The sequence below is a fragment of the Sphingomonas rustica genome (assembly GCF_039652585.1).
In the GTDB taxonomy this organism is placed as follows: Bacteria; Pseudomonadota; Alphaproteobacteria; order Sphingomonadales; family Sphingomonadaceae; genus Sphingomonas; species Sphingomonas rustica.
Map to the genome: position 1 here is coordinate 118,349 of NZ_JBDIZK010000003.1, position 23,559 is coordinate 141,907.

Sequence of the window (23,559 nt, forward strand, 5' to 3'; positions counted from 1 at the left end):
TTGGAGGCGGGCGCTGATGGCGACTCGGTTGAAACCCGAGCATCCGACGCTCGGCACGCTGCTCCGCGCGATGCGCGCCCGGAACAACTGGACGCTCAAGGAAATGAGCGACCGCAGCGGCATTCCGGTCTCGACCCTGTCGAAGGTCGAGCATGACCGGCTGACGCTGACCTATGACAAGCTGCTCCAGGTCAGCCAGCGGCTGAACATCCGCATGTCGGAGCTGTTCGCCGAGAACGACACGGGTCCCGAGGTGCAGATCACCGCGCGGCGCAGCATCGGCGATCTTGATCGCGCGATCCGGGTCAACACCGCGAACTACGACTATTTCTACCTGTGCACCGAATTGCGGCGCAAGCGGATGATCCCGGTGATCACCCGCGTGCGCGCCAAGTCGGCGGAGGAGTTCGGCGAACTCGTCCATCATCATGGCGAGGAGTTCATCTACGTCGTGGCGGGCAGCATCGTCGTCCACACCGAATTCTACGACTCGGTCACGCTCGAGGAAGGCCAGTCCATCTATCTCGATTCGAACATGGGCCATGCCTATGTCGCCGCGCCGGGATGTGACGAGGCGGTCGTGCTGGGCGTCTGCTCCAGCGCCGAGGACGGGCTGATGGACTCGCTGATGACGCTGCACGCGGAGTGACGGCGGCGTCGTGACGCTTTCGGGAAGGACGGCGCTTGTCACCGGCGCCGCCGGCGGCCTTGGCCGCGAGATCGCGCTGGGGCTGGCGCGGGCAGGGGCGCATGTGGTGCTTCACGGCCGGTCGATCGATCGGCTGGCGGCACTGGCGGACGAGATCGGCCGTGCCGGCGGATCGTCCGAGGCGATCGTCTTCGACCTGGCCGACGAGGCTGCACTTGCGGCGGCGCTCGCCGACCGGCCGCCGGTCGATATCCTGGTCAACAATGCCGGCGAACGCGACCGCCGGCCGCTCGGCGATCTCGATCGCGCAGCGGTGCGGCGGGTGCTGGAGATCAACCTGGTCGCGCCGTTCGACCTTGCCCGGATGCTGGCGCCGCGCATGGCCGCGGGCGGGCGGATCATCAACATCACCTCGATCGCGGGGCCGATCGCGCGCGGTGGCGACGCCGCCTACACCCTGTCGAAGGGCGGACTCGACGCGCTGACCCGTGCGCTCGCCGCCGAACTGGGATCGCGCCAGATCACCGTGAACGCAGTGGCGCCCGGCTTCTTCGCGACCGAGGCGAACGCGGCGATGGTCGCCGATCCGGCAATCGCCGAACATCTCGAGCGCCGCACCTCGCTCGGCCGCTGGGGCCGTCCCGAGGAGATTGCCGGCGCCGTCCTGTTCCTTGCCTCGGACGCCGCCTCCTACGTCACCGGGCAGGTGCTGGCGGTAGACGGCGGCTATCTCGCGCATTTCTGAGCGCGATCGCGACCATGGCGACCGCCACTGCCGCGCCTGCCGTCAAGGCGCCGTGCCGCCGTGCCGTGGAGAAGAGGCTGAACCTGCGCCCATGCTGTCGACCTTCGGCGCGGCGGTCATCGCCCTGCGGGGCGTACAGATTGCCGGGCGTATCGGGGACCGGCGCGGTGCGATCGACCAGCATCGCGTTCATGGTCGTGGCAAGGCGGTCGAACAGCGACGGGAACAGCGTCGCGCCCAGGACCTGCAGCTTGCCGACGCCGCCAACGGTGACCGCGCGCCGGCGATGCTGCGCGGCGTCCAGGATCGCATCGGCGACCAGATCGGGGGAATAGACTGGATCCGGCAGCCTTGCGCGATAGCCGGTGTGATTGCGTCCGTGATCGGGGAAGGGCGTGCCGATCGCACTGGGCTTGATCAGCGTGAGCGAGACCGGGGCCTTGCGCTGCATCAGCTCGATCCGAAGCGAATCGGTAAAGCCTTTCACGGCATGTTTCGAGGCGCTGTACGCACCGAGCAGCGGGGCACCCATGTCGCCATTGATCGATCCGATGTTGATCAGCGCGCCGCCGCCCGGCCGCGACTCCAGATGGCGCAGCGCGATCAGCGAGCCGTGGACGATGCCCCAGTAATTGGTCTCGAAGACCTTGCGATGCTCGTCGATCGGCAGCGTGCTCAGCAGGGCATAGACGCCGGCACCGGCATTGTTCACCCAGCTGTCGAACCCGCCGAACCGGGCGATGGTCTCGTCGGCGAGGCGCTCGACATCGGCTTCGATCCCGACATCGGTCACGACATGGTCCGCGACGCCGCCTGCGGCCCGGATCGCCTCGCAAATCCTCGCCAGCGCCTCCCCGTCCCGCGCCGCTAGCATCACCCGGGCGCCGGCTGCCGCCGCCTTCTGCGCGGTACCCAGGCCATGGCCGGAGGTGGCGCCGGTGATGACGATCACCTGATCCGATATCGGTTTGAGCCTGACGGCCATGCGCGTCTCCAGTCCTGTCGGGGTTTGCGGGCCAACGTGGTGGCGGTGGGGAAGGTCCGCCTGCGCGTGGAAAAGGGAACGGCAGCGGCGGCACGGGGGTTCGGTTGGTGACCCGCAACGATGAAAGGATCGCCTGGATGCTCGATCGCCATGATGCTTCCGCGCTCGTCGCACTTTCGGACGCGCTGGCCGATGCCGCCAGCGTGCACCGCTCCGCCGCACGGGTGGCGGACGATCCCGCGCTGGCTGAAACCATGGCGCGCCGCGAACAGAAGCTCGACCGGCTCGCGATCGAGGTGCGGCAGGGGCGTGACGGCGAACCGGGATCGATGCTGCGCGTGATCGATCAGGTGAAGCTGGCGGTCGACCGGCTATGGGACGATGACGATGCCTGCGCCGACACCGCGAGCCGCGAGTCCAAGCGAGGCCTGCTGAAGCTGATCGACGACCATCTGCTCGATCCTGAACTCTCCGACGCGGCGCGCCGCATCTTCCTCGACGTGCGCGACCGGATCGCCGGCGGCGAACTGCATGCCACCGCTCCGGCGGGGCTCAGGCCTCTGGCGACCTGACGCCGGCCGGCTCCTCCGCCCGGTCGAGTTCGCCCTTCAGCACATCGTCCTCGACGCCCTTTAGCGGCGTGCCCGAGACATAGGCGCCGCGCGCCAGCAACTGTGCGCCGATCGGCAGCGTCACCAGCAGGAACAGGATCGCCAGGATACCGCTGTTGCCGCCGTCGATCCTGCCCGACAATGCGACGCCCAGCAGCAGCAGCGCGGTGCCCAGCGTCCCCGCCTTGGTCGCGCTGTGCATCCGCTGAAGCGGATCGGGCAGCCGGATCACGCCGATCGCCGCGACCAGCAGGAAACCTGTGCCCAGCACCATCAGCAGCATCGCCGCGATCGTCATGACTCCTCCCTCTGCTTGCGTTCGAGGAACACCGCGAACGCAGCGGTCGCAACGAAATTGATCAGCGAGATGCCGAGCGCGATGTCGAGGAACGCGCCGCGTCCGGTCGCCACCGCGGTCAGCGCGGCGAAGCCCACCGCGACCGCCGTCAGCATGTCCAGCGCGATGAACCGGTCGGCGAAGCTCGGCCCGCGCACCATGCGCCATGCCGCGAGGACCAGCGCCAGCGTGAGCGCGACCGCGAGGATCGTCGCCAGGGTCTCGATCCCGATCATGCCTCCAGCTCCGCGATCCAGCGTTCGTACAGCCGTTTGAACCGGGCGGCGGTGGCCTGCGGATCGCGCGTATCCAGGACGTGCAGGTACAGCCGCGTGCGATCCTCGGACACATGGATGCAGGTCGATCCCGGCGTCAGCGAGGTGAAATAGGCGAACAGCGCCACCGCCCAGGGGCGGCGCACCGACACGGGGACTTCGACGATCGCCGGGTTGGTCCGCACCCGCGGGGCCAGCACGATGCGGGCCACCGCGAACGACGCGGCGACCAGGTCCCACAGGAACACCGCCACCAGCACCAGCGCCGCGCGGATCTTGCGCACCATCCTCATGGCGTCCCCGTCAGCGCGCGGGCGGAGAGTTGCGCGACCGTCCACAGCCATTGCGGCAGGAGGCCGATCGCGATCGTGGCGGCACTGAGCAACGCCATTGCCGCCACGCCGGTGCGCGGGATGCGGTGGAGCGGCCGGCGCGGATCCTTCCAGCACGCGTCGGACCACAGGATCGCCATCGAGACGATCGTGAGCAGCCCGGCGACGATCCCGATCGCGCCCAGCCAGCCCATGCCCGCGTCCAGGCTCTCGCGGATCACGATCAGCTTTGCCCAGAAGCCCGAAAAGGGCGGGATGCCGGCCAGCGACAGGACCGGGACGGCAAAGACCAGCGCGAACAGCGGCTCGCGCCGAACCATCCCGCCGGCACCGCTCAGGTCCCAGCTGCCGCTGGCGCGGCGGATCAGGCCGATCCCCAGGAACAGGTTTGCCTGCACGATGATCGAATGGACCATGTAGAAGACCGACGCGGCGACGCCGTCGCGCGATGCCAGCGCCAGGCCGACCGCCATATAGCCGACCTGGGCGATCACGTGATAGGCGAGCAGCCGGCGCATGTCGGTCTGCGCCAGCGCGCCCAGCGCGCACACGATCATCGTCACCGCCGCGATCAGCCCGAACACCGGGGTCAGCTGCGCTGCCGCCAGCGAGCCCGACGCGATGCCGAACAGCGCGACGAAGACCAGCAACAGGGCATAGAAGCCCATCTTGGTCAGCAACCCGGCGAATACCGACGCGACCGTGGTCGGGGCGGTATGGTAGGATGCCGGCAGCCACAGGTGAAACGGCGCAAGCCCGGCCTTCAGCGCCAGTCCCGCCAGCAGCAGCGCCGATGCGACCGCCAGCGCGAAGCCCGGAGGCCGCCCGGCCAGTGCCGCGCCGGCCTCCCGAATGTCGAGCGTGCCGGTGATGCCGTAGATCATGCCGACGCCCAGCAGAATCGCGGTCGCCGCCAGCATCGCGAAGCTGGCATAACGGATCGCGCCGTCGATCTGGGACGGGCGCCGGTCGATCGTCAGCAGGCCGAGTGCGGCGACCAGCGCAAGCTCGAACCAGACATAGAGGTTGAACAGGTCGTCGGTCAGGAAGGCGCCGTTCACCGCGCCCAGCATCGCCAGCATCAGCGCGTCATAGCCTGCGCGCCGCCGCCTGGTGCCGATATCTCCGATCGCATAGATCGCGGCGGCGACCGCGATCAGCGCGGTGACCGCGACCAGCATGACGCCGGGCCAGGATGCGGAAAAGCTGATGCCGAACCCGCGGGGCCAGCCGCCGAAAACGGTCAGCGGAAGGCCGGACCAGGTGGCTGCCCGCCACAGCAACGCGAACGAGGCGACCGCCAGCACGCCCGTGGTCGCCACCCCGACGGCGCGCGCGAGTACCGGCCGGCCGCGCAGCATCATCGCCAGCGCGGCGCCGAAAAAGGGCACCAAGACCGGTGCGATCAGGAGCAGGGCGTCAGGCATCGACCGGATCGCGCTCCCTCGGCGGCCCCAGCGTTTCGGCCGCATCGCCGTCGCGCGCGTCGACCGTGCCCTGAGTCCGCCAGGCGCGCAGCACCAGGACGGCAAGCATCACCGTCAGCGCGAAGCCGATGACGATGGCGGTCAGGATCATCGCCTGGGTGATCGGATCGGCGGACTCGCCCAGCGTTCGCACACCTTCCTCGATGATCGGTGGCTGCTGGCTGCGGATCCGCCCGGCCAGGAACAGCAGCATGTTGGTGCCCGTCGCCAGCAGCGACAGCCCCAGCAGCATGCGCACCATGTTGCGCGACAGGATCAGGATGATCGCGCAGCCGAACATGCCGGCACCGACCAGGGCATAGAGATAGGTCATCGGCTCGCCTCCCGCTGAAGGCCGAACAGGAACGCCAGCACCGCGCCGAGGACGACCAGATAGACGCCCAGGTCGAACACGATCGTCGTGCCCAGCTTGGGCAGCACGCCGCCGCCGTCCCACCACAGGTGCGTCAGATAGGGCTTGCCCGCCAGCATCGCCGGCAGGCCGCTCACCAGCGCGCAGCCCATGCCGATGCCGACCAGCGTCAGCGGCCGTGCGCGCAGCGACCGTTGCGCGCGATCGACGCCATAGGCCAGCGACAGCACGGCAAAGGCAAGCGCCGCGACCAGCCCGCCGACGAACCCGCCGCCCGGCTGGTCATGGCCGCGCCACAGGATCACGATCGACGCGGCCAGCAGGAGCAGCGCGAGGCCCCGTCCGACGATCGCGAACGAGAAATGGACCGGGGCCGGGGTGCCCGGTGCGGCCTTGCGGCCGCGCGTGGCGAGCAGCGAGGCGGCAAGGATCGCGGAGACCGCGATGACGAATGTCTCGCCCAGCGTGTCGATCGCCCGGAAGTCCACCAGGATCACGTTGACGACATTGTGGCCCTGCGCGGCGACATAGCTCATCCGGCCGAAGAATTCTCCTGCCGCCGACTCATGCCCGTGCGCCGCCATGTCGAGAAAACCGAAGAACAACAGACCTGCCAGCAGCGCCGCGATGATCGCGTCGCTGCGCCGCATCCCCGGCGTCCGGGTGGCGGGCGTGGCGATCGGGATCGCCAGCAGCAGCGCGGTCAGCAGCACGACGATCAGCGCCTCGACGGTGAACTGGGTCAGCGCCAGGTCGGGCGCACCGTTCATCATGAAGGTGATCGCGACCGAGAATCCGGTCAGCCCGGTCGCGACCAGCCCGGCGACCAGCGACTTGGTCCGCGTCGCGGCAAAGGCGCCGCCCAGTCCGACAAGGGCGACGATCGTCGGCGCGATGCGAACATCGCCCGGTTCGGGCAGCTTGGGCCACGCATCCGCCATCCCGACCGACCACAGGATCAGCGCGGCAGTCCCGGCAACGACCATCAGCAGATAGCGGCGCAGGTCGCCATGCTGGACCCAGGCGGTCAGGCCCCGCGCACCGGCGACCAGCCCGCGCAGCCCGCGCTCCCACAGCCGCTCGACCGAATAGGCATCCAGCCGGTCGACGCTGCGCAGCCTGGTGTGGATCGGGCGCCAGAAGCGGATGATCAGCAGCCCGATGCTGACCGCGACGAAGCTGAGCATCAGCATCGGCGTGATGCCGTGCCATACCGAGATGTCGACCTCGACCGGCCGCCCATAGACGGCCGCGACCGCAGGGCGCAGCGCGACGCGGGTGATCCAGTCGGGGTCGAGGCTGATGATCAGTCCGGCCAGCGCCAGCAGCAGCGGCGGCGCGACGATCGACAGGCTTTCCTTGTGGCGGACCGGTTTCAGCTTGTCGCGGCCAAGGAAGAAGGGGCGCAGCGTGATGACGCCCGCGACGCCGACCATCACCGCGTTGACGAGCACCGCGATCGCCAGCGGCACCAGCTCCCAGCTGCTCTCCAGCTGCGCCTCGAACAGGAATTCCTTCGAGATGAAGCCCAGGAACGGCGGGATGCCCGCCATCGACAGGCTCGCCCCCAGGCAGGCGATCGCGGTGATCGGCAATACCCGGACGAGTCCGCCCAGCGACCGCAAATTCTGCTGGCCCGTGGAATGGATCACCGATCCGGCACAGAAGAACAGCGCCGCCTTGTACAGCGCATGCGCCATCAGGAAGCCGACCATCGCAACCGTCGCCGCCGGCCCGTCCAGCCCGACGAGCAAGGTGAGGATGCCCAGCGACGCGATCGTCGAATAGGCGAGCGCCGACTTGAAATTCTCCGCCCGCAGCGCCTGGAGCGCCGCGACCAGCATGGTGATGCAGGCAACGGTGATAACGGTCGCACGGCCCCAGCTGGTCGCCGCGAATACCGGCTCGAACCGCGCGAGCAGGTAGATGCCCAGCTTCACCATCGTCGCCGAATGGAGATAGGCCGATGCCGGTGTCGGCGCCTGCATCGCGTTGGGGAGCCAGAAATGGAACGGGAACTGCGCCGACTTGGTGAAGGCTGCGATCAGGATACAGGCGACGATCGGCCCGCCGAACGGGCTGGCGGCGATGACGTCGGCCTGGCGCACCGCCTCCGCCATCGAATAGGTGCCCAGCACATGGCCGATCATGCAGACCGCAGCCAACAGCATCAGCCCGCCAAAGGCGGTGACCTGAAGCGCCATGGTGGCGGCGCGGCGTGATCGCGAGCTGCGTCCGTCGAACCCGACCAGCAGGAACGACAGGACGCTGGTCGCCTCCCAGAAGATCAGCAGCACCAGCAGGTTTTCCGCCAGAACCGTTCCCAGCATCGCGGTCATGAACAACAGGATCAGCGTGAAGAACCGGCTGCGCTCGACGCGCGGCTTTCCGGTCAGATAGCCGCCCGAATAGATGATCACGAGCGCGCCGATGCCCGTCACCAGCAGGCAGAACAGGAACGAGAAACCATCCAGCCGCAGCGTGAAGTCGAGACCCAGTTGCGGTGCCCAGGGAATGCCCTGTCCGCGAACCCATCCGCGCTCCACGATCGACGCGACGGAGACGAACCCGGTGAGCAGCCCGAGCGGCAGCAACGCAATCAGGAACCCCGCGCCACGCCCCATCACCCGGGCGAGCAGGGGGACCGTGCACGCACCGAAGAAGGAAATCAGCAGAACAACGATCATCTGCCCCACCAATGCCCGAAAGCGCGATCGGATGCAGCCCCCGAGTCGTTTTTATGCCGTTGCGTTGCGTTCGCTGTCGGGAACCGCGCACATCCCCATGCCGTTCAGCTTGCCCATGAGTTATCGGCCCCACGGCATCGACGACATCCTCGACCGCCTCGACCAGGCTGCGCAGGGGAGCGACCGCGTCAGCGTGGGCGACATTCGCGAGGCGCTGGGCCAGCGGGGGCAGGGCGCCTTCCTGCTCTTTCCCGCATTGATCGACATCACGCCGGTGGGATCGATCCCCGGCGTGCCGACGCTGATGGCAGCGACGATCATCCTGGTCGCGGTCGAGATCCTGATCGGCCGAAGCGAACCCTGGCTGCCCGGCTTCGTCGAACGACGCCACATCAAGGCGCGCACCTTGTGCAAGGTCACGGGCAAGCTGCGTTCGACCGGCCGCCGGCTCGACCGATGGTTTCACGGCCGTCTGTGCTGGATGACGCAAGGGACGCCGCTGAAGGTCGCCGCCGCGCTGATCATCGGGCTGGCCCTGACGGTGCCGCCGCTCGAACTGATCCCGCTCGCCACCACTGCCCCGATGTCGGCGATCGCGGCGTTCGGCACCGCCTTGCTGCTGCGCGACGGTGTGCTGATGATCGCCGCGATGGCGATCACCGCCGCTGTCGTCGTGCTGGGTGCCGTCCTGCTGCTGTGACGACTGCGCCGGTTGCGGGATCGGAACTGCGGGCGCGACGTTGTGGCGCGATGGAACCGACCCCCCGCGAAACCCCGTCCACGCCCCGCAATCGCCGCGGGCTGATCCTCGTCATCGTCGCGATCTTCGCGATCGTCGGCATCATCTTCATCGGCATGAACCTGTCGCATCTGCGCGAAAGCGAACGGGGCGAGGCGGTCGGCAACGAATCCGGCGTGCCCGGTCCGGAGAACACCCGCTAGGGGCGCCGCGACACCGATCCAAACTTCCATATGATTGGCCACGGTCACGACCCCGGGCAGGAAACGCGGCACGCCCATGGGCGTTGACCCATGTCAGTTTTCAGCCGGAGTTTCCGAATGAGCCACACCGTTGCAGAGATCATCGTCGAGACGCTCCACGAAGCCGGCGTGCGCCGCTGCTACGGGGTGGCGGGCGATACGCTCAATTATGTGACCGACGCGATCCGGCGCAGCGACATTCGCTGGATCCATGTCCGGCACGAGGAAGCGGGCGGGTTCGCCGCCGGCGCCGACGCGCTGCTGACCGGCGAACTCGCGGCCTGCGCCGGCTCCTGCGGCCCGGGCGGGCTGCATTTTATCAACGGCCTGTTCGAAAGCCATCGCAACCGCGCGCCGGTCGTGCTGATCGCCAGCCAGATCGTGCGCGACGAGCTGGGCTTCGACTTTCCGCAGGAAGTCGATTTCAAGGCGGTCTATTCGAGCTGCAGCGTCTTCTGCGAAGAGATCAGGACGCCCGAACAGGCGCGGCGGATGACCGCGATGGCGGCGCAGGCGGCGCTGACAAAACAGGGCGTGGCGGTCCTGATCGTGCCCGTCGACGTCTCTCAGGCGAAGGTTACGGACACGCCCGCATTCGCGGTGCATCGGACCCGGCCGCGCACCCGCCCGTCCGAGGCCGAACTGGCGCGGATCGCCGAGGCGCTGAACGGGGGCAGGCGGATCGCGATCTATGGCGGATCGGGATGCGAGGGCGCGCACGACTATGTCGTGGCGCTGGCCGAGCAGCTGAACGCACCGGTCGCGCACACCTCGCGTGCCAAGGATTTCCTCGAACATGGCAATCCGCACAATGTCGGCATGACCGGCGTGTTCGGATCGGAGGCCGGCTATCACGCGCTGATGACGTGCGACACGCTGCTGCTCCTCGGCTGCGACTTCGCGTGGCGGCAATATTATCCCTCGGACGCGACGATCATCCAGATCGATATCGACGGCAGTCATCTCGGCCGCCGGCACCCCGTCGATATCGCGGCGGCGGGCGACATCGCCGACACGCTCGACGCGCTGCTCCCGCTGATCGTGAAGCGCGACGACCGCAGCTTCCTCGACGACTGTCTCGGCCATCATGACAAGGCGGTCGCAGCACAGCGCAAGCATTCGGTCGCCGACGACGATCGGCCGATCCACCCGCAATATCTGACCGAGACGATCGCCGCCGCCGCGCGCGCCGATGCGATCTACACCGCCGATTGCGGCTCGCCGATGGTCTGGTGCCTGCGCCATGTCCCGTCCACCGGGCGAAACCGCCGGGTGATCTCGCTGACCCATGGCACCATGGCGAATGCGATGCCGCAGGCGCTGGGTGCCAAGGCCGCGTTTCCCGATCGCCAGGTGATCTCGCTGTCGGGCGATGGCGGGATCGCGATGCTGCTGGGCGACCTGCTGACCGCCGTTCAGGAAAAGCTGGCGATCAAGGTCTGCGTCTTCAACAACAGCTCGCTCGGCTTCGTCGAACTGGAACAGAAGGTCGACGGATTGCTCGACGCCTATACGAATCTCGTGAACCCCGATTTCGCGCGCGTGGCCGAGGCGATCGGGTTCCACGCCCGCCGGGTCGAGCGGAGCGGAGAGCTGGCCGGCGCGGTGCGCGAGTGGCTCGATGCGCCCGGGCCCGCATTGCTCGACGTGGTGACCGACCGGTTCGAACTGGTGATGCCGCCCAAGGTCGAGGCGAGCCAGATCTTCGGCACCGCGCTGTATTCGGCCAAGGCGGTGCTCAGCGGGCGTGCTGCCGATGTCGTCGGGCTGGTGCGAAACGCGATCGACTAGCGCGTCGGCCGGTCGATCATCGCGTCGCCAACGGCGTTCGGGAATTCCAGCCTGAAGATCGTCCGGCCCGGCACGGAATCGAGCTGGACTCGACCGCCATGGATCTGCGCGACGCGCTCGACGATGGCCAGGCCCAGCCCGGCATTGTTGCGTGCGCCGCGGTCTCCGCGCCAGAAGCGGCGGAACACGAACTGCTGCTGTTCGGCGGGTATGCCGGGGCCGTCGTCGCGAACCTCGACAGCGCCTTCGGAGCTGACGGCCAGCTCGATCGAACTGCCGACCGGGGTATGCTTGACCGCATTCTCCAGCAGCGCGCCGATCGCGCGTGCGATCAGGTCGCGGTCGCCGCGCACCGCGACCTCGGCCGGAGCGGCGGTGAAGGTGATCGACCGGCCGCTACGATGGACGAGCGGAGCGATCGCCGCGGCGCAGTCGGCCGCCAGCGCGGACAGGTCGATCGCATCGCCCGCGCCCGGGTCCATCGCATCGAGCTCGGCGATCTGCAGCAGGTTGGCGATGATCCCGGCGACGCCGTCCAGATCGGCGACCAGTGCCGCGCGCAGCTCGGCATCGGCGATCTCGCCGGCGCGCATCCGCGCGATGGTGATCGGGGTGCGCAACTCGTGTGCGGCATCGGCGGTGAAGTCGCGCTGCAGGTGCAGGCTCGCGACCAGCCGGTCGAGCGTGTCGTTGATCGAAGTAGCGAGGGGGCGGACCTCGACGGGCAGGGGCGCGGCATCGATCCGCGCGTCGAGCCGGTTGGGATCAAGCGCGCGGACCTGCGCCGATGCGCGCGTCACGGGCCGCAGCGCGCGGCGCACGATCAGCGCGTCGATTCCCAGCATCAGCATCAGCAGCGGCAGGATCACCGCCAGCCCATAGAGCAGGAACTGGCGCACGATGTCGTCGACGACATTTGCCGGGTGGTCGAGATTCTGGATCGTGACGATCCACGCCGCCTCGCCGGCGATCCGCGCCGGCACGCTGAGCCCCGAATAGAAGGCGGTCCGCGACCGGCGGGTGAAATAGGCCTCTTCGGCGCCGCGCGGCACCTGCGCCAGCGGAAAGACGCCGGCACCGTCGGGAGCCAGCAGCACGCGACCCTCGCCGTCGACGATCCGGAAGCTCAGGCCGCGGCCTTCGTCGGATGCCTCGCGCGCGGCCGCCGGCGTCAGGCTCAGCCTGCCGCCCTTCTCCGCCCGCAACCCGTCGCGGATCGCCTGGACCTGCGCCTGGAACGTCTGGCGCTGGAACCGCTCGGCCGTGCCCTCCAGGAACAGGTAGATGCCTGCCGACACCGCGATCGCGGTCGCCAGCACTGCGATGCCATGCCACAACAGGATCCGCGTCAGCAGCGAGCGCGGAACGGGCATGCGCCACCGCCTCATGCCGCCGGTCCCGCCAGCATATAGCCCAGGCCGCGAATGGTGACGATCTGCGCGGTCGCCCCCGCCATGGACAGGCGTCGGCGCAGCCGGTGGACATAGACCTCGATCGCGTTCGACCCCAGATCGTCGTCAATCCCGAACAACTGCGCCTCGACCGCGGACTTGGCGACGACGCGCTCGCTGCGGCGGATCAGCGCCTCCAGCACGCTCAGCTCGCGTGCCGACAGGATCGTCGTCGCGCCGGCGATGCGCACCTCGCGGCGCACCGGATCGAAGGCGATGTTGCCGCACGCGATCACCCGGTCGACGATCGCCCCGGACCGGCGCAGCAGCGCCTGGATCCGCGCGACGAGTTCCTCCGGCGCGAACGGCTTCACCAGATAGTCGTCGCCGCCGGCCGCCAGTCCCGCCACTTTGTCCGCCACGCTGCCGCGCGCGGTCAGCATCAGCACGGGTGTCGCATCCTGCACCGATCGCAGCGTGCGCACGACGTCCAGCCCGCTGCCGTCGGGGAGGCCGATGTCCAGCACCACCGCGGCATAAGCGTTCGTCCGCAGCAGCAGCGCCGCATCCTCGGCGGTCGCGGCGTGGTCGCTGGCAAGGCCGGCAGCGGCCAGCAGGCGGCCGAGCATGGCCACCAGCTCGGCGCTGTCCTCGACGATAAGCAATCGCATCCCGGCCCGCGGGTCGCATCCCGAAGCGGCAATTGCAACCGATCGGAACTGCACGGATCGGTTGTAAGGACCATGTAAGCCTGTGTGCGGACAGCGGCCACCGACTGCCACCGGGAACCCGAACCGCACATGATCCGCAGAATTATGCCTGCCCTGGCCGGGCTGCTACTCGCCATGCCCGCCGCCGCGCAGGACGCGCCGGCGCCCTCGATACCCGAGCCGATGGTGTTCGACCTCGTCCGCCCGCTCGGTGCGAAGCGCGGCGAGCTCGAGGCGAACGTCCTGCTACAGCGCAACCTGTCCGGCCCGGAGCGCAGCGTCGAATGGGCGCCCGAGATCGAATATGCGGTCGCCGACGGCTTTGCCGTCGAGCTGGAACTGCCGTTCGAGAATGGCCGGGTGGTCGAATATAAACTGGGCGTGCAAGGCACGTTCGGTACGCTCAACCGGGGCCGCGGCATCCACGGCGTCCAGTATCTCGGGCTCTATAATCGCCAGCATGGCCGGTGGGAAAACAGCCTGCTCTATGTGCTCGGCAATCGGTTTTCCGACCGGCTGAGCACGCTGAGCATGGTGGGCATCGGGGACGTCACCACCTCCGGCCCGTCGCATCCCGTGCTTCTGCTCAACCACTCGACCTTCTACGATCTCGGCCGGCACAGCCTGGCCGGGGTCGAGGTGAACTACCGCTCGGGCGCCGACCGCTCGCTGCTGGTGATGCCGCAGCTTCACAAGCAGGTGGCGGACGGGATCGACCTGCAGATCGGCGTCGGCGGGGTGAAGGCCCGTGACGAGGCATGGCGCCCCCGCTTCGGCATCCGCCTGATCCGCCAGTTCGGAAATTAAGACGCGCTGTCCTCTGGTACGCCGGCGGGTGTGGCTGCCCGCCGGAGCCCAATCCTCAATCCAGCCCGGCCAACCCGTCCAGCCGACTCAGCTGATCCCCCTCAAGCCGCAGCGACGCCGCTGCGATGTTGGCGCGCAGATGGGCGCGCTTCGAGGTGCCGGGGATCAGCAGGATGTTCGGGCTGCGCTGAAGCAGCCAGGCCAGCGCCACCGCCTGCGGCGTCTGTTCCAGTTCCGCTGCGACCGCATTCAGCGCGTCGACCTGCAACGGGCTGAAGCCGCCCAGCGGGAAATAGGGGACATAGGCGATGCCGCCGGCGGCCAGCGCATCGATCAGGGCGTCGTCGCTCCGCTGAACCAGATTATACTGGTTCTGGACGCACACGATCGGGGCGATGTCCCGCGCCGCCGCCAGTTGCGCCGCGGTCACGGTGCTGATCCCGATATGCGCGATCAGTCCTTCCTCCTGCATGCGGCGCATGGTCCGCATCGGGGCGACGACGTCATCCTCGGGACCACCCATGCGCAGATTGACGATGTCGAGCCGCTCCAGCGCCAGATTGGCGAGATTGTCCTCGACCGAGCTGCGCAGCAGGTCGTCCGATCGGTCGAGAATCCACGCGCCCTGATCGTCGCGCCGCGCCCCGACTTTCGTGACCAGGGTGAGGGTGTCGGGATAGGGATGGAGCGCCTCGCGGATCAACCGGTTGGTGACGTGCGGGCCATAGAAGTCGCTGGTGTCGATATGGTCGACGCCCAGCATCAGCGCCTCTCGGAGCGCCGCACGGCATTCTTCCGGATCGTTCGGCTGGCCGAACACGTGCGGGCCGGCGAGCTGCATCGCGCCATAGCCCATGCGGTTGACCGTCATCGCGGTCCCGGGAAAGGTGAAACGGCCGGCCGCCGCAGCATCGGGGGTGGTCTGGGTCATGTCGATCTCCTCTGCGTATTGAGATGGACCCGAACGGCCGCATTGATAATCGACCGGTTGCCGAATAGCCTGTTCGCCATGGCGAACAATGAGACCTATCGCTCGCTCGACGATCTCCAGGTCTTCCAGGCGGTCGCCGACACGGGCGGGTTTCGCGCGGCGGCCCGGGCGCTCGGCCAGTCGCCCTCCGGCGTCAGCGAGACGATCACCCAGCTCGAGGCGCGACTGGGCGTCGCCTTGTTCAACCGCACGACGCGCAGCGTGATGCTGACCGAGGCCGGGCGCCAGCTTGCCACGCGTATCGGCCCGCTGCTGGCCGATACGCGCGCGGCGCTGGACGAGGCGGCCAGTTCCCGGGCGCTGGTCCGCGGGCGGCTGAGGCTCAACGTGCCGGCTGCGGTGATGGTCGACATCCTGCCTCCGATTCTCGACCGGTTCATGAACCGCCATCCCGAGGTGCATGTCGACCTGATCGTCGAGGATCGGCTGGTCGATATCACCCGCGCCGATTGCGACGCGGGCATCCGCTATGGCGAACATCTCGAGCAGGACGTGATCGCGGTCCCGATCGGGCCGGAGCGTCAGCAGGCAGGTGTGGCCGCCGGGCCGTCCTACTGGGCGCGTCGAGGTATTCCGACGCACCCGTCGCAGCTGATGGACCATGACTGTATCCGCACCCGGCTGGCGGGAGCGGCGCTGTTCCCCTGGGAATTCGAGCAGGGCGCGGAGACGCTCGTCCTCGATCCGCCGGCGCGGCTCAGCGTCACCAGCGGGGGTGCCGCCGCCGCGATCGACCTGGCGATCGCCGGACACGGGGTGATCTACATCTTCCGCAACTGGCTCGATCCGCATTTCGCGACCGGGTCGCTGGTCCCGGCGCTCGCCGACTGGTGGCCCGGCTATGACGGGCCGCGCCTCTATTTCTCCAGCCGCCTCGTGGCGCCGCCGCTGCGCGCGCTCGTCGACATGCTCGCCCAGGATCGGCGGGCAGGGGACGGCTGACGAGTCATCGCCGCGCGAGTTCGGCCAGCAGCGCAGCCTCGAACGCGGCCGGATCCTCGACCTGGGGCGAGTGGCCCAGCATCGGCAGCCGCACCAGCCGCGCGTCGCGGAAGCGGGTCACGGCTTCCTCGGCCGCCTTGGGCACGGTTCGCACCCGGCCGCGGATCGCCTCCGGCGCGGTGTTCGCGCGGAAGGCGGTCAGGTCCTTCTGGCCGATGATCAGCGACACGGGCGTGCGGATGCGCGGGATCTCGGCGGCGACCGGCTGGGTCAGGATCATGTCGGACAGGCGCGCCTGCGCGTCGCGCACCACGTCGCCGTCGTCGCTCGCATATTGGCCGGCGAGCATCGCGACCCAGCGGTCATAGTCCGGCCGCCACTTGCCGCTGTAATAGGTGCGCTGCTGATAGGCCCGGATCGACTTCGCGTCGGTCTTCGCTTCTTCCGCGCGCAGCGTGCCGACATCGGCATAGGGCACGCCCTCGGCCACCGTGTCGTTCAGGCCCAGCGGGTTGACCAGCACCAGCCTTTCGAGCCGCTCCGGGTGCAAAAGCGCAAAGCGCATCGCCAGGATGCCGCCGGTCGAATGACCGACCAGCACGACCTTGCCGACCGCCGCCTGGTCGAGCAGCCCTCGGGTCAGTTCGGTCATGGCGTGGAAGCTGTACTGATAGCCGGCGGGCTTGGACGATTTGCAGAAGCCGATCTGGTCGGGGACGATCACGCGGTAGCCCCTGGCCGCCAGCGTGCGCGCGGTCGCTTCCCAGGTCGCGGCGCAGAAATTCTTGCCGTGGAGCAGCACGACGGTGCGGCCGTTCGCGGTCGCGGTCGGCGCGAGGTCCATATAGGCCATCCGGACCGGCGCGTCCTGCGACCGGGTCTCGTACCATTTGACCGGGAAGGGGTAGGCGAAGCGCTCCAGATTGGCGCCCAGCTTCTCGGTCTGTGCGAGCGCGGGCGTCCCCATCAGCATCAGGGGAAGCGCGACCGCCGCCTTCATCGATCTCTTGTTCTGCATGCCCGCACAACGCGGCAGCGGCGCGCGCGCTCCGTCAGCCTTCCTCGACGATCGGCACTTCCAGCCGCAACGTGTCGAGCAGCCGCTCGATCGCCGCAACCTCGCCCGCGCCGCCGCTGGGGCGCACCGTCCAGTTGCAGTGCGGATGTGTTGTACGATCGTATAATTTGATCGGACCCACCAGCAGTCGCCACCGCCGCTGGGTGCCGCCGATGGTGCGGGACAGCGTGGTGGCGATGCGGTCCTGAAGCTGGCTTGCGGTGGTCATCGCGGCCAAGTGGGGCGGTCGGCCGCGAATTGCAATCACACCCGCTCGACCAGCATCGCGACGCCCTGGCCGACGCCGACGCACATGGTGGCGATGCCGTAGCGGCCGCCGGTGCGGGTGAGCTGCTCGACCGCGGTCATGGCGATGCGTGCGCCCGACATGCCCAGCGGATGGCCCAGCGCGATCGCGCCGCCATTGGGATTGACCCGCGGATCGCGCCACTCGACGCCCAGCTCGCGCAGCACCGCGATGCCCTGGCTGGCGAAGGCCTCGTTCAGCTCGATGACGTCGACCTGGTCGATCGTGACGCCGGTGCGGGCCAGCAGCTTGCGCACCGCCTCGACCGGACCCATGCCCATGACGCGCGGCGCAAGGCCGCTGGCGGCGATGCCGACCACCCGGGCGCGCGGGGTGAGGCCATGGCGCTGCGCCGCCTCGGCGGAGGCGACGACCATCGCCGCGGCGCCGTCGTTCAGGCCCGATGCGTTGCCCGCGGTGATCGTGCCGCCTTCGCGCACGACCGGCTTCAGCTTCGCCAGCGCCTCCAGGCTGGTGCGGCGCGGATGCTCGTCGGTGTCGACGATGCGCGGCGCGTCGTTCTTCACCGGGATCTCGACCGCGACGATCTCCGCGGCGAAGCGGCCCGATGCCTGGGCGGCCAGCGCCTTCTCCTGGCTGTGGAGCGCGAACGCATCCTGCTCGTCGCGCGCGACCTGCCACTCTTCCGCGACGTTCTCTGCGGTCTGCGGCATCGTGTCGACGCCGTAGGCGGCGCGCATCGCCGGGTTGACGAGGCGCCAGCCGAGCGTGGTGTCCTCCAGCTTCTGCGCGCGGTCGAACGGTCCCGCGGACTTGCCCATCACATAGGGCGCGCGGGTCATGCTCTCGACCCCGCCCGCCAGCAGGAACTCGGCGTCGCCCGCGCGGATCGCCTGCGCCGCCATGCCGATCGCATTCAGGCCCGATGCGCACAGGCGGTTCACCGTGATGCCCGGCACCGTCTCGGGCAGGCCCGACAGCAGCACCGCCATCCGCGCGACGTTGCGATTATCCTCGCCCGACTGGTTCGCGCAGCCGAGGATGACGTCGTCGAGCGCGGCCCAGTCCGCACCCGCATTGCGCCGCGCCAGTTCGCGCAGCGGGATCGCCGCCAGGTCGTCCGCGCGGACCGACGACAGCGCGCCGTTCAGGCGACCGATCGGGGTGCGAACCGCGTCGCAGATGAAGGCGTCGGGCATAGGAAATTTCCTAGATCAAAATATATCTTCGCTCGCCTCTATCGGCCCGGTCCGATGATGGGAAGTCAGGCCGGCCGGCGAAGCTGGTCGATGAAGCTGCGCGTGTCATACTGCGCCCATTCCTCGATCAACTGTCCGGCGGGGGCGTAGCGGAAAATATTCAGCAGGCGATATTCGAACGGCCTGCCATTGGGCTCGATCGGCTCGCCCAGGCCGGTGAAGCGGTGGGCGAAGGTGCCGGCGAAACGGGTGCGCGCGGCAAGATGGTCGCCACCATCGGACAGGAGCATCTGGCGCGTAACGGCGAAGCCGTCGAACGCGTCGCGGCAGGCGGCGAAATAGCCCAGCAGCTGGTCGCGACCCAGTTCCGCGCCGGCCGGCCCGTGGAAGCGGAAGTCGGGGTGGAAGAACCGGAGCAACGCGGCATGGTCGCCCCCGGCGATCCCGATCTCGCCGACTCGGATCAGGTCGCGCGCGCGACCGGGCAGGGCGGGATCGTCGGAGCGCAGGTCGGACTCGTCGGTCCTGGCAAAGGGGCGGTTGTCCGACTGCGCCGCAGCGACCGCGCGGCGTCGTGTCCTGCCGATGGTCATATCTTCTCCCCGTATCGCGACGTCGCTGCAAACGCGCACCGAGGATTGCGGGTTCGCGCCGAAATGTCCGTGGTGAGAGGACGCAGAGGCGCGATCGGCGGGTGCCGGACATATCGCGGCAATATCCCCGGACCATGATCAGCCTTGCCGGCGCTCACCTCCCCCCTCAGCGCCGGCAACCCCTTGTCCCGTCACCTGAATCGTTGCGCCTGCAGCGGGCGGCGCTATCGTGACCGCCTGACAGGGGAAGATCATCATGCGTCCGACATCGATCCTTTGGTTCGAACGACTCTATCTGGCGGCGTTCGCGCTCAGCCTCGTTTCGATCGCGCTGAGCTGGGAAAGCGGCGTCGCGATGATGGAGGCCAATCCCAATACGCGGGCGATGGGCGCGGGCGTGCTGGCGTTCGGATCCGCCGCAGTCTGTGTCGCGACCCTGTTGCTGTGGTGGTTCGCGGCGCATCGGCGCAGTGTGGTGGCGAAGTGGCTGATCTCGATCTGGTTCGTGATCTCGACCGTGATGCTGGCGCTGACCTTGTTCCGCAGCGGGTTGCGGTTCGACATCGTGTCGGCGGTTGGCTGGGCGGTCTATCTGCTGCGTGCCTGGGCGGTCAGCTATCTGTTCAAGCCGGACGCCGAAACATGGTTCGCCGGTGCGCCCGAGGGCGCGGCATCAGCCGAAGCGTAGCAGCTGTTCGGCCAGCTCCGGCCGGCAGATGAGCAGGTCGGGGATCGCGCGTTCCTCCAGGTTATAGACCATCGGGGCGCCGTCGATCCGCGACACGTGCAGTCCGGCCGCGGCGGCGACGGCCACGGGCGCACAATTGTCCCACTGATACTGGCCGCCGGCATGCCAATAGGCATCGGCCTCGCCGCGGACGACCGCCATCGCCTTGGCGCCGGCCGAGCCCATCGGCAGCAGCTCCGCCCCAATCGCCTCGGCGATCGCGGTGACCTGTTCGGGCGCACGGGTGCGGCTGACGACCATGCGCGGCGGGTGGTTGGCCGCGGCCAGCGCAGGCGGATGGCCGGTGCACAGGGTGAGGCCAAGCGCGGGCAGGGCGACCGCGCCCACCGCGGCGACGCCGTCGATGGAGAGCGCGATGTGCACCGCCCAGTCGGCCCGGCCCTCGCCGAACTCGCGCGTGCCGTCCAGCGGATCGACGATCCACACCCGGCGATGGTTGAGCCGGTCGAGATCGTCGGCCGATTCCTCCGACAGGATCGCGTCGCCCGGCCGCTCGGCGCGCAGCCGCGCCAGGATCAGGTCGTTCGCCTGGAGATCGCCGGCGTTGCACAGTGCCTTGCCCGACAGGCCGCATTTCTGCACCGCCAGCAACAGCTTCCCCGCCTCGGTGGCGATATCGGCGGCGAGTTCGGCGTCGGTCATCGGGGTGATCGTCACAATGTCGGGCTCCACACGCCCATGATCTGCTCGACGATCAGCTCGGCGGCGGCCTCGGGCGAGGTTCGGGTGGTATCGATGCGGATCTCGGGGTTCACCGGCGCCTCATAGGGGCTGGTGATGCCGGTGAAATTGGCGATCTCGCCGCTGCGCGCCTTGCGGTAGAGGCCCTTCACGTCACGGCGCTCCGCCTCGTCGAGCGGGGTGTCGACGAAGATCTCGAAGAACTCGCCCTCGGGCATCATCTTGCGGACCAGCTCGCGCTCGGCGCGGAAGGGCGAGATGAAGGCGGTCAGCACGATCAGGCCGGCATCGGTCATCAGCCGCGCGACCTCGCCGACGCGGCGGATATTCTCGATCCGGTCGGCATCGGTGAAACCCAGATCCTTGTTCAGCCCGTGGCGGACATTGTCGCCGTCGAGCAGGAAGCTGTGCTTGCCCAGCGCGTGCAGCCGCTTCTCGACCAGATTGGCGATGGTCGATTTGCCGGAGCCCGAGAGGCCGGTGAACCACAACAGGCGCGGCGACTGGTTCTTCTGGCGGGCATGCGCCTCGCGGTTGATCTCGGTCGCCTGCCAATGGACATTCTGCGCGCGGCGCAGCGAGAAGTTGAGCATGCCCGCGCCGACGGTGGCGTTGGTGATCTTGTCGATCAGGATGAAACCGCCGAGCGCGTGGCTGTCCTCATAGGCCTCGAACACGATGCCGCGATCGGTATAGACCTCCGCCACGCCGATATCGTTGAGGCCCAGCGTCCTGACGCTGAGTTCGGCCAGCGTGTTGACGTCGATCGCGTGGCGCGGCTGCTGCACCGTGGCGCTGACCGTCTGGCTGCCGATCTTGAGCCAATAGGCGCGGCCCGGGAGCAGCTCCTCCTGGTCCATCCACACGATCGTCGCCTGGAACTGGTCAGCCACCTGGGGCGGTGCGTCGGCGGTGGCGATCAGGTCCCCGCGCGAGCAGTCGACTTCGTCGGCGAGCGTCAGCGTGACCGACTGGCCGGCCCCGGCCTCGGTCAGATCGCCGCCTAGCGTGACGATCCGGGTCACGCTGGTGGTCCGGCCCGAGGGCAGGATCCGCACCTTGTCGCCGGGCGTCACCGAGCCCGCGGCGATCAGGCCGGAAAAGCCGCGAAAGTCGAGATTGGGGCGGTTGACCCATTGGACCGGCATGCGGAACGGCCTGGCGCGATCGGCATCGACGTCGAGCTCGACCGTCTCCAGATGCGGCATCAGTGCCGGGCCGGCGAACCAGGGCGTGTTGTCCGACAGCGCGGTGATGTTGTCGCCGCGAAAGCCGGAAAGCGGGATCGCGGTGAAATCGGCGATGCCGATCGAGGCCGCGAACTCACGATATTCGGCGACGATTGCGTCGAAGACCGCTTGATCATAGCCGACCAGGTCCATCTTGTTCACCGCCAGCACGATGTGGCGGATGCCGATCAGGTGGGCGAGATAGCTGTGCCTGCGCGTCTGGGTCAGTACGCCCTTGCGCGCATCGATCAGGATCACCGCCAGGTCGGCGGTCGAGGCGCCGGTGACCATGTTGCGGGTATATTGTTCGTGGCCCGGCGTGTCGGCGACGATGAACTTGCGCTTCTCGGTCGCGAAGAAGCGATAGGCGACGTCGATGGTGATGCCCTGTTCGCGCTCGGCAGCAAGGCCGTCGACCAGCAGGGCGAAATCGATCTCCTGACCCTGGGTGCCGACGCGACGGCTGTCGGCCTCCAGCGCGGCAAGCTGGTCCTCGAAGATCATCTTGCTGTCGTACAGCAGCCGCCCGATCAGCGTGGACTTGCCGTCGTCGACCGATCCGCAGGTGATGAAGCGCAGCAGCGACTTGTTCTGATGCTGGGCGAGATAGGCGGAAATGTCCGAAGCGATCAGCGCATCGGGACGATAGGAGACGGTCATGCGGTCCTCGCGGGGAGGGCTGGGGTGTCGGCTCGTTTGCCCTTCCCTGGAAGGGAGGGGAGAGTGGCATGCCTTGCGATGGAAATTCGGAGCATCGCGGCCATCAGAAATAGCCCTCCTGCTTCTTCTTTTCCATGCTCGCGCTCTGGTCATGGTCGATCGCGCGGCCCTGGCGCTCGCTGGTGGTGGTCAGCAGCATTTCCTGGATCACCGCTTCCAGCGTGTCCGCCTCGCTCTCGACCGCGCCGGTCAGCGGGTAGCAGCCGAGCGTGCGGAAGCGGATCGAGCGGTCGACAGGGGCTTCGCCGGGGCGGAGCCGGAAGCGGTCGTCATCGACCATCAGCAGCATGCCGTCGCGCTCGACCGTCGGGCGGGGCGCTGCGAAATACAGCGGCACGATCTCGATCCCCTCGGCCAGGATATATTGCCAGATGTCGAGCTCGGTCCAGTTGCTGATCGGGAAGACGCGGATGCTCTCGCCCCTGGCCTTGCGGGCATTGTAGAGGTTCCACAGCTCCGGCCGCTGGTTCTTCGGATCCCAGCGGTGATTGGCCGAGCGGAAGCTGAACACGCGCTCCTTGGCACGGCTCTTTTCCTCGTCGCGCCGGGCACCGCCGAACGCCGCGTCGAAACCGTATTTGTCCAGCGCCTGCTTGAGGCCCTCGGTCTTCCACAGGTCGGTGTGGAGGCTGCCATGGTCGAACGGGTTGATTCCCCTGGCCTGAGCCTCGGGATTGTGATGGACCAGCAGCTCCATGCCCGCCGCGGCGGCGGCACGGTCGCGCAGCTCGTACATCGCCTGGAACTTCCAGGTCGTGTCGACATGGAGCAGCGGGAAGGGCGGGGGCGAGGGGTAGAACGCCTTTTTCGCCAGATGCAGCATCACCGCCGAATCCTTGCCCACCGAATAGAGCATCACGGGGCGTTCGGCCTCCGCGACGACTTCGCGCAGGATGTGGATCGATTCGGCTTCGAGGCGTTGCAGATTGGTCAGCGACATTGCGGATCAGTTAGTGTCACAAACCGTCTGGCAGCACGCCTTTTTTGTTGG

At 68.3% G+C, this 23,559-nt stretch carries 26 protein-coding genes; 9 read left to right on the forward strand and 17 right to left on the reverse strand.

Annotation, left to right across the window (positions count from 1 at the left end):
- Nucleotides 1-16 precede the first annotated feature (16 nt).
- Both TPR58_RS06125 and TPR58_RS06130 read left to right on the forward strand, forming a co-directional pair.
- On the forward strand, nt 17-649 hold the full coding sequence (locus TPR58_RS06125) for a helix-turn-helix domain-containing protein (protein WP_346245741.1): 633 nt from the start codon (nt 17-19) through the stop codon (nt 647-649).
- 10 nt (nt 650-659) lie between these two features.
- The gene (locus tag TPR58_RS06130) at nt 660-1,394 is read left to right on the forward strand and encodes an SDR family oxidoreductase (RefSeq protein ID WP_346245742.1); all 735 of its coding nucleotides are present in this window, start codon (nt 660-662) and stop codon (nt 1,392-1,394) included.
- Here TPR58_RS06130 and TPR58_RS06135 read toward each other — a convergent pair.
- The gene (locus TPR58_RS06135; protein ID WP_346245743.1) at nt 1,345-2,379 is read right to left on the reverse strand and encodes an SDR family oxidoreductase; all 1,035 of its coding nucleotides are present in this window, start codon (nt 2,377-2,379) and stop codon (nt 1,345-1,347) included. The two genes, TPR58_RS06130 and TPR58_RS06135, sit on opposite strands and share 50 nt — an antisense overlap.
- 137 nt (nt 2,380-2,516) lie before the next feature.
- Between TPR58_RS06135 and TPR58_RS06140 the strand changes: the two genes are divergently transcribed.
- Nucleotides 2,517-2,951 (forward strand): hypothetical protein, encoded by a 435-nt coding sequence (locus TPR58_RS06140; RefSeq protein ID WP_346245744.1) that lies wholly within the window; start codon nt 2,517-2,519, stop codon nt 2,949-2,951.
- Here TPR58_RS06140 and mnhG read toward each other — a convergent pair.
- Genes mnhG through mbhE form a run of 6 tightly spaced genes read right to left on the reverse strand, consistent with a single transcriptional unit; the run spans nt 2,932 to nt 8,460 of the window.
- Nucleotides 2,932-3,288 carry a monovalent cation/H(+) antiporter subunit G gene (gene mnhG / locus TPR58_RS06145; protein WP_346245745.1) on the reverse strand — a complete coding sequence of 119 codons (357 nt, stop codon included), beginning with the start codon at nt 3,286-3,288 and terminating at the stop codon, nt 2,932-2,934. The two genes, TPR58_RS06140 and mnhG, sit on opposite strands and share 20 nt — an antisense overlap.
- Nucleotides 3,285-3,563 carry an MrpF/PhaF family protein gene (locus tag TPR58_RS06150; protein WP_346245746.1) on the reverse strand — a complete coding sequence of 93 codons (279 nt, stop codon included), beginning with the start codon at nt 3,561-3,563 and terminating at the stop codon, nt 3,285-3,287. Before TPR58_RS06150 ends, mnhG begins: the two co-directional genes overlap by 4 nt.
- A complete protein-coding gene (locus TPR58_RS06155) occupies nt 3,560-3,895 on the reverse strand; it encodes a Na+/H+ antiporter subunit E (protein WP_346245747.1) in 336 nt (111 codons plus the stop codon). The genes TPR58_RS06150 and TPR58_RS06155 overlap by 4 nt, the downstream gene beginning before the upstream one ends.
- Nucleotides 3,892-5,361 carry a proton-conducting transporter transmembrane domain-containing protein gene (locus TPR58_RS06160; protein WP_346245748.1) on the reverse strand — a complete coding sequence of 490 codons (1,470 nt, stop codon included), beginning with the start codon at nt 5,359-5,361 and terminating at the stop codon, nt 3,892-3,894. Before TPR58_RS06160 ends, TPR58_RS06155 begins: the two co-directional genes overlap by 4 nt.
- Nucleotides 5,354-5,734, reverse strand: a complete 381-nt coding sequence (locus TPR58_RS06165; protein ID WP_346245749.1) for a sodium:proton antiporter — start codon at nt 5,732-5,734, stop codon at nt 5,354-5,356. Before TPR58_RS06165 ends, TPR58_RS06160 begins: the two co-directional genes overlap by 8 nt.
- The gene (mbhE, locus tag TPR58_RS06170; RefSeq protein WP_346245750.1) at nt 5,731-8,460 is read right to left on the reverse strand and encodes a hydrogen gas-evolving membrane-bound hydrogenase subunit E; all 2,730 of its coding nucleotides are present in this window, start codon (nt 8,458-8,460) and stop codon (nt 5,731-5,733) included. The genes TPR58_RS06165 and mbhE overlap by 4 nt, the downstream gene beginning before the upstream one ends.
- A 115-nt stretch (nt 8,461-8,575) precedes the next feature.
- Here mbhE and TPR58_RS06175 point away from each other — a divergent pair, with 115 nt between their 5' ends.
- The 3 genes from TPR58_RS06175 to TPR58_RS06185 all read left to right on the forward strand — a co-directional run bounded on the left by TPR58_RS06175 (nt 8,576) and on the right by TPR58_RS06185 (nt 11,232).
- Nucleotides 8,576-9,160: an exopolysaccharide biosynthesis protein gene (locus tag TPR58_RS06175; RefSeq protein WP_346245751.1), complete on the forward strand. Its 585-nt coding sequence runs from the start codon at nt 8,576-8,578 to the stop codon at nt 9,158-9,160.
- Between the two features lie 50 nt (nt 9,161-9,210).
- Nucleotides 9,211-9,402 (forward strand): hypothetical protein, encoded by a 192-nt coding sequence (locus TPR58_RS06180; protein ID WP_346245752.1) that lies wholly within the window; start codon nt 9,211-9,213, stop codon nt 9,400-9,402.
- Nucleotides 9,403-9,519: 117 nt separating this feature from the next.
- Complete coding sequence (locus TPR58_RS06185) at nt 9,520-11,232, forward strand: thiamine pyrophosphate-dependent enzyme (protein WP_346245753.1); 1,713 nt, start codon at nt 9,520-9,522, stop codon at nt 11,230-11,232.
- On the opposite strand, the gene TPR58_RS06190 is transcribed toward TPR58_RS06185, so the two are convergent.
- Both TPR58_RS06190 and TPR58_RS06195 read right to left on the reverse strand, forming a co-directional pair.
- Complete coding sequence (locus TPR58_RS06190; RefSeq protein ID WP_346245754.1) at nt 11,229-12,605, reverse strand: ATP-binding protein; 1,377 nt, start codon at nt 12,603-12,605, stop codon at nt 11,229-11,231. The two genes, TPR58_RS06185 and TPR58_RS06190, sit on opposite strands and share 4 nt — an antisense overlap.
- Before the next feature lie 11 nt (nt 12,606-12,616).
- Nucleotides 12,617-13,294 (reverse strand): response regulator transcription factor, encoded by a 678-nt coding sequence (locus tag TPR58_RS06195; RefSeq protein WP_346245755.1) that lies wholly within the window; start codon nt 13,292-13,294, stop codon nt 12,617-12,619.
- A gap of 129 nt (nt 13,295-13,423) precedes the next feature.
- On the opposite strand from TPR58_RS06195, the gene TPR58_RS06200 reads away from it, so the two are divergent.
- Nucleotides 13,424-14,140, forward strand: coding sequence for a hypothetical protein (locus tag TPR58_RS06200; RefSeq protein ID WP_346245756.1), 717 nt, complete (start codon nt 13,424-13,426; stop codon nt 14,138-14,140).
- 55 nt (nt 14,141-14,195) lie between these two features.
- On the opposite strand, the gene TPR58_RS06205 is transcribed toward TPR58_RS06200, so the two are convergent.
- Nucleotides 14,196-15,071: an oxidoreductase gene (locus tag TPR58_RS06205; protein ID WP_346245757.1), complete on the reverse strand. Its 876-nt coding sequence runs from the start codon at nt 15,069-15,071 to the stop codon at nt 14,196-14,198.
- A gap of 78 nt (nt 15,072-15,149) precedes the next feature.
- Here TPR58_RS06205 and TPR58_RS06210 point away from each other — a divergent pair, with 78 nt between their 5' ends.
- Complete coding sequence (locus tag TPR58_RS06210; RefSeq protein ID WP_346245758.1) at nt 15,150-16,073, forward strand: LysR family transcriptional regulator; 924 nt, start codon at nt 15,150-15,152, stop codon at nt 16,071-16,073.
- A 4-nt stretch (nt 16,074-16,077) separates the two neighbouring features.
- Here the strand turns inward: TPR58_RS06210 and TPR58_RS06215 are convergent, their stop codons facing one another.
- The 4 genes from TPR58_RS06215 to TPR58_RS06230 all read right to left on the reverse strand — a co-directional run bounded on the left by TPR58_RS06215 (nt 16,078) and on the right by TPR58_RS06230 (nt 19,190).
- Entirely contained in the window at nt 16,078-17,091 is a 1,014-nt protein-coding gene (locus TPR58_RS06215; protein WP_346245759.1) for an alpha/beta fold hydrolase, read from the reverse strand.
- Nucleotides 17,092-17,125: 34 nt separating this feature from the next.
- Nucleotides 17,126-17,359, reverse strand: coding sequence for a hypothetical protein (locus tag TPR58_RS06220; protein WP_346245760.1), 234 nt, complete (start codon nt 17,357-17,359; stop codon nt 17,126-17,128).
- 35 nt (nt 17,360-17,394) lie between these two features.
- Nucleotides 17,395-18,597, reverse strand: a complete 1,203-nt coding sequence (pcaF, locus tag TPR58_RS06225) for a 3-oxoadipyl-CoA thiolase (protein WP_346245761.1) — start codon at nt 18,595-18,597, stop codon at nt 17,395-17,397.
- A gap of 65 nt (nt 18,598-18,662) precedes the next feature.
- Nucleotides 18,663-19,190 (reverse strand): ester cyclase, encoded by a 528-nt coding sequence (locus TPR58_RS06230; protein ID WP_346245762.1) that lies wholly within the window; start codon nt 19,188-19,190, stop codon nt 18,663-18,665.
- A 256-nt stretch (nt 19,191-19,446) separates the two neighbouring features.
- Here TPR58_RS06230 and TPR58_RS06235 point away from each other — a divergent pair, with 256 nt between their 5' ends.
- A complete protein-coding gene (locus TPR58_RS06235) occupies nt 19,447-19,878 on the forward strand; it encodes a hypothetical protein (RefSeq protein WP_346245763.1) in 432 nt (143 codons plus the stop codon).
- On the opposite strand, the gene TPR58_RS06240 is transcribed toward TPR58_RS06235, so the two are convergent.
- From TPR58_RS06240 to cysD, 3 genes are all read right to left on the reverse strand, one after another.
- Entirely contained in the window at nt 19,864-20,580 is a 717-nt protein-coding gene (locus TPR58_RS06240) for a 3'(2'),5'-bisphosphate nucleotidase CysQ (RefSeq protein ID WP_346246044.1), read from the reverse strand. The genes TPR58_RS06235 and TPR58_RS06240 overlap by 15 nt on opposite strands.
- 11 nt (nt 20,581-20,591) lie before the next feature.
- Nucleotides 20,592-22,508, reverse strand: coding sequence for a sulfate adenylyltransferase subunit CysN (gene cysN / locus TPR58_RS06245; protein WP_346245764.1), 1,917 nt, complete (start codon nt 22,506-22,508; stop codon nt 20,592-20,594).
- 103 nt (nt 22,509-22,611) lie between these two features.
- Nucleotides 22,612-23,508, reverse strand: coding sequence for a sulfate adenylyltransferase subunit CysD (gene cysD, locus TPR58_RS06250; protein WP_346245765.1), 897 nt, complete (start codon nt 23,506-23,508; stop codon nt 22,612-22,614).
- Between the last annotated feature and the right edge of the window lie 51 nt (nt 23,509-23,559).

Excerpts from the sequence above, each read along its gene's own strand:
- TPR58_RS06125 (WP_346245741.1), top strand. The coding sequence starts at position 17 with ATGGCGACTCGGTTGAAACCCGAGCATCCGACGCTCGGCACGCTGCTC.
- TPR58_RS06135 (WP_346245743.1), bottom strand. The coding sequence starts at position 2,379 with ATGGCCGTCAGGCTCAAACCGATATCGGATCAGGTGATCGTCATCACC.
- TPR58_RS06140 (WP_346245744.1), top strand. The coding sequence starts at position 2,517 with ATGCTCGATCGCCATGATGCTTCCGCGCTCGTCGCACTTTCGGACGCG.
- mnhG (WP_346245745.1), bottom strand. The coding sequence starts at position 3,288 with ATGACGATCGCGGCGATGCTGCTGATGGTGCTGGGCACAGGTTTCCTG.
- TPR58_RS06150 (WP_346245746.1), bottom strand. The coding sequence starts at position 3,563 with ATGATCGGGATCGAGACCCTGGCGACGATCCTCGCGGTCGCGCTCACG.
- TPR58_RS06155 (WP_346245747.1), bottom strand. The coding sequence starts at position 3,895 with ATGAGGATGGTGCGCAAGATCCGCGCGGCGCTGGTGCTGGTGGCGGTG.
- TPR58_RS06160 (WP_346245748.1), bottom strand. The coding sequence starts at position 5,361 with ATGCCTGACGCCCTGCTCCTGATCGCACCGGTCTTGGTGCCCTTTTTC.
- TPR58_RS06165 (WP_346245749.1), bottom strand. The coding sequence starts at position 5,734 with ATGACCTATCTCTATGCCCTGGTCGGTGCCGGCATGTTCGGCTGCGCG.
- mbhE (WP_346245750.1), bottom strand. The coding sequence starts at position 8,460 with ATGATCGTTGTTCTGCTGATTTCCTTCTTCGGTGCGTGCACGGTCCCC.
- TPR58_RS06175 (WP_346245751.1), top strand. The coding sequence starts at position 8,576 with ATGAGTTATCGGCCCCACGGCATCGACGACATCCTCGACCGCCTCGAC.
- TPR58_RS06180 (WP_346245752.1), top strand. The coding sequence starts at position 9,211 with ATGGAACCGACCCCCCGCGAAACCCCGTCCACGCCCCGCAATCGCCGC.
- TPR58_RS06185 (WP_346245753.1), top strand. The coding sequence starts at position 9,520 with ATGAGCCACACCGTTGCAGAGATCATCGTCGAGACGCTCCACGAAGCC.
- TPR58_RS06190 (WP_346245754.1), bottom strand. The coding sequence starts at position 12,605 with ATGCCCGTTCCGCGCTCGCTGCTGACGCGGATCCTGTTGTGGCATGGC.
- TPR58_RS06195 (WP_346245755.1), bottom strand. The coding sequence starts at position 13,294 with ATGCGATTGCTTATCGTCGAGGACAGCGCCGAGCTGGTGGCCATGCTC.
- TPR58_RS06200 (WP_346245756.1), top strand. The coding sequence starts at position 13,424 with ATGATCCGCAGAATTATGCCTGCCCTGGCCGGGCTGCTACTCGCCATG.
- TPR58_RS06205 (WP_346245757.1), bottom strand. The coding sequence starts at position 15,071 with ATGACCCAGACCACCCCCGATGCTGCGGCGGCCGGCCGTTTCACCTTT.
- TPR58_RS06210 (WP_346245758.1), top strand. The coding sequence starts at position 15,150 with ATGGCGAACAATGAGACCTATCGCTCGCTCGACGATCTCCAGGTCTTC.
- TPR58_RS06215 (WP_346245759.1), bottom strand. The coding sequence starts at position 17,091 with ATGCAGAACAAGAGATCGATGAAGGCGGCGGTCGCGCTTCCCCTGATG.
- TPR58_RS06220 (WP_346245760.1), bottom strand. The coding sequence starts at position 17,359 with ATGACCACCGCAAGCCAGCTTCAGGACCGCATCGCCACCACGCTGTCC.
- pcaF (WP_346245761.1), bottom strand. The coding sequence starts at position 18,597 with ATGCCCGACGCCTTCATCTGCGACGCGGTTCGCACCCCGATCGGTCGC.
- TPR58_RS06230 (WP_346245762.1), bottom strand. The coding sequence starts at position 19,190 with ATGACCATCGGCAGGACACGACGCCGCGCGGTCGCTGCGGCGCAGTCG.
- TPR58_RS06235 (WP_346245763.1), top strand. The coding sequence starts at position 19,447 with ATGCGTCCGACATCGATCCTTTGGTTCGAACGACTCTATCTGGCGGCG.
- TPR58_RS06240 (WP_346246044.1), bottom strand. The coding sequence starts at position 20,580 with ATGACCGACGCCGAACTCGCCGCCGATATCGCCACCGAGGCGGGGAAG.
- cysN (WP_346245764.1), bottom strand. The coding sequence starts at position 22,508 with ATGACCGTCTCCTATCGTCCCGATGCGCTGATCGCTTCGGACATTTCC.
- cysD (WP_346245765.1), bottom strand. The coding sequence starts at position 23,508 with ATGTCGCTGACCAATCTGCAACGCCTCGAAGCCGAATCGATCCACATC.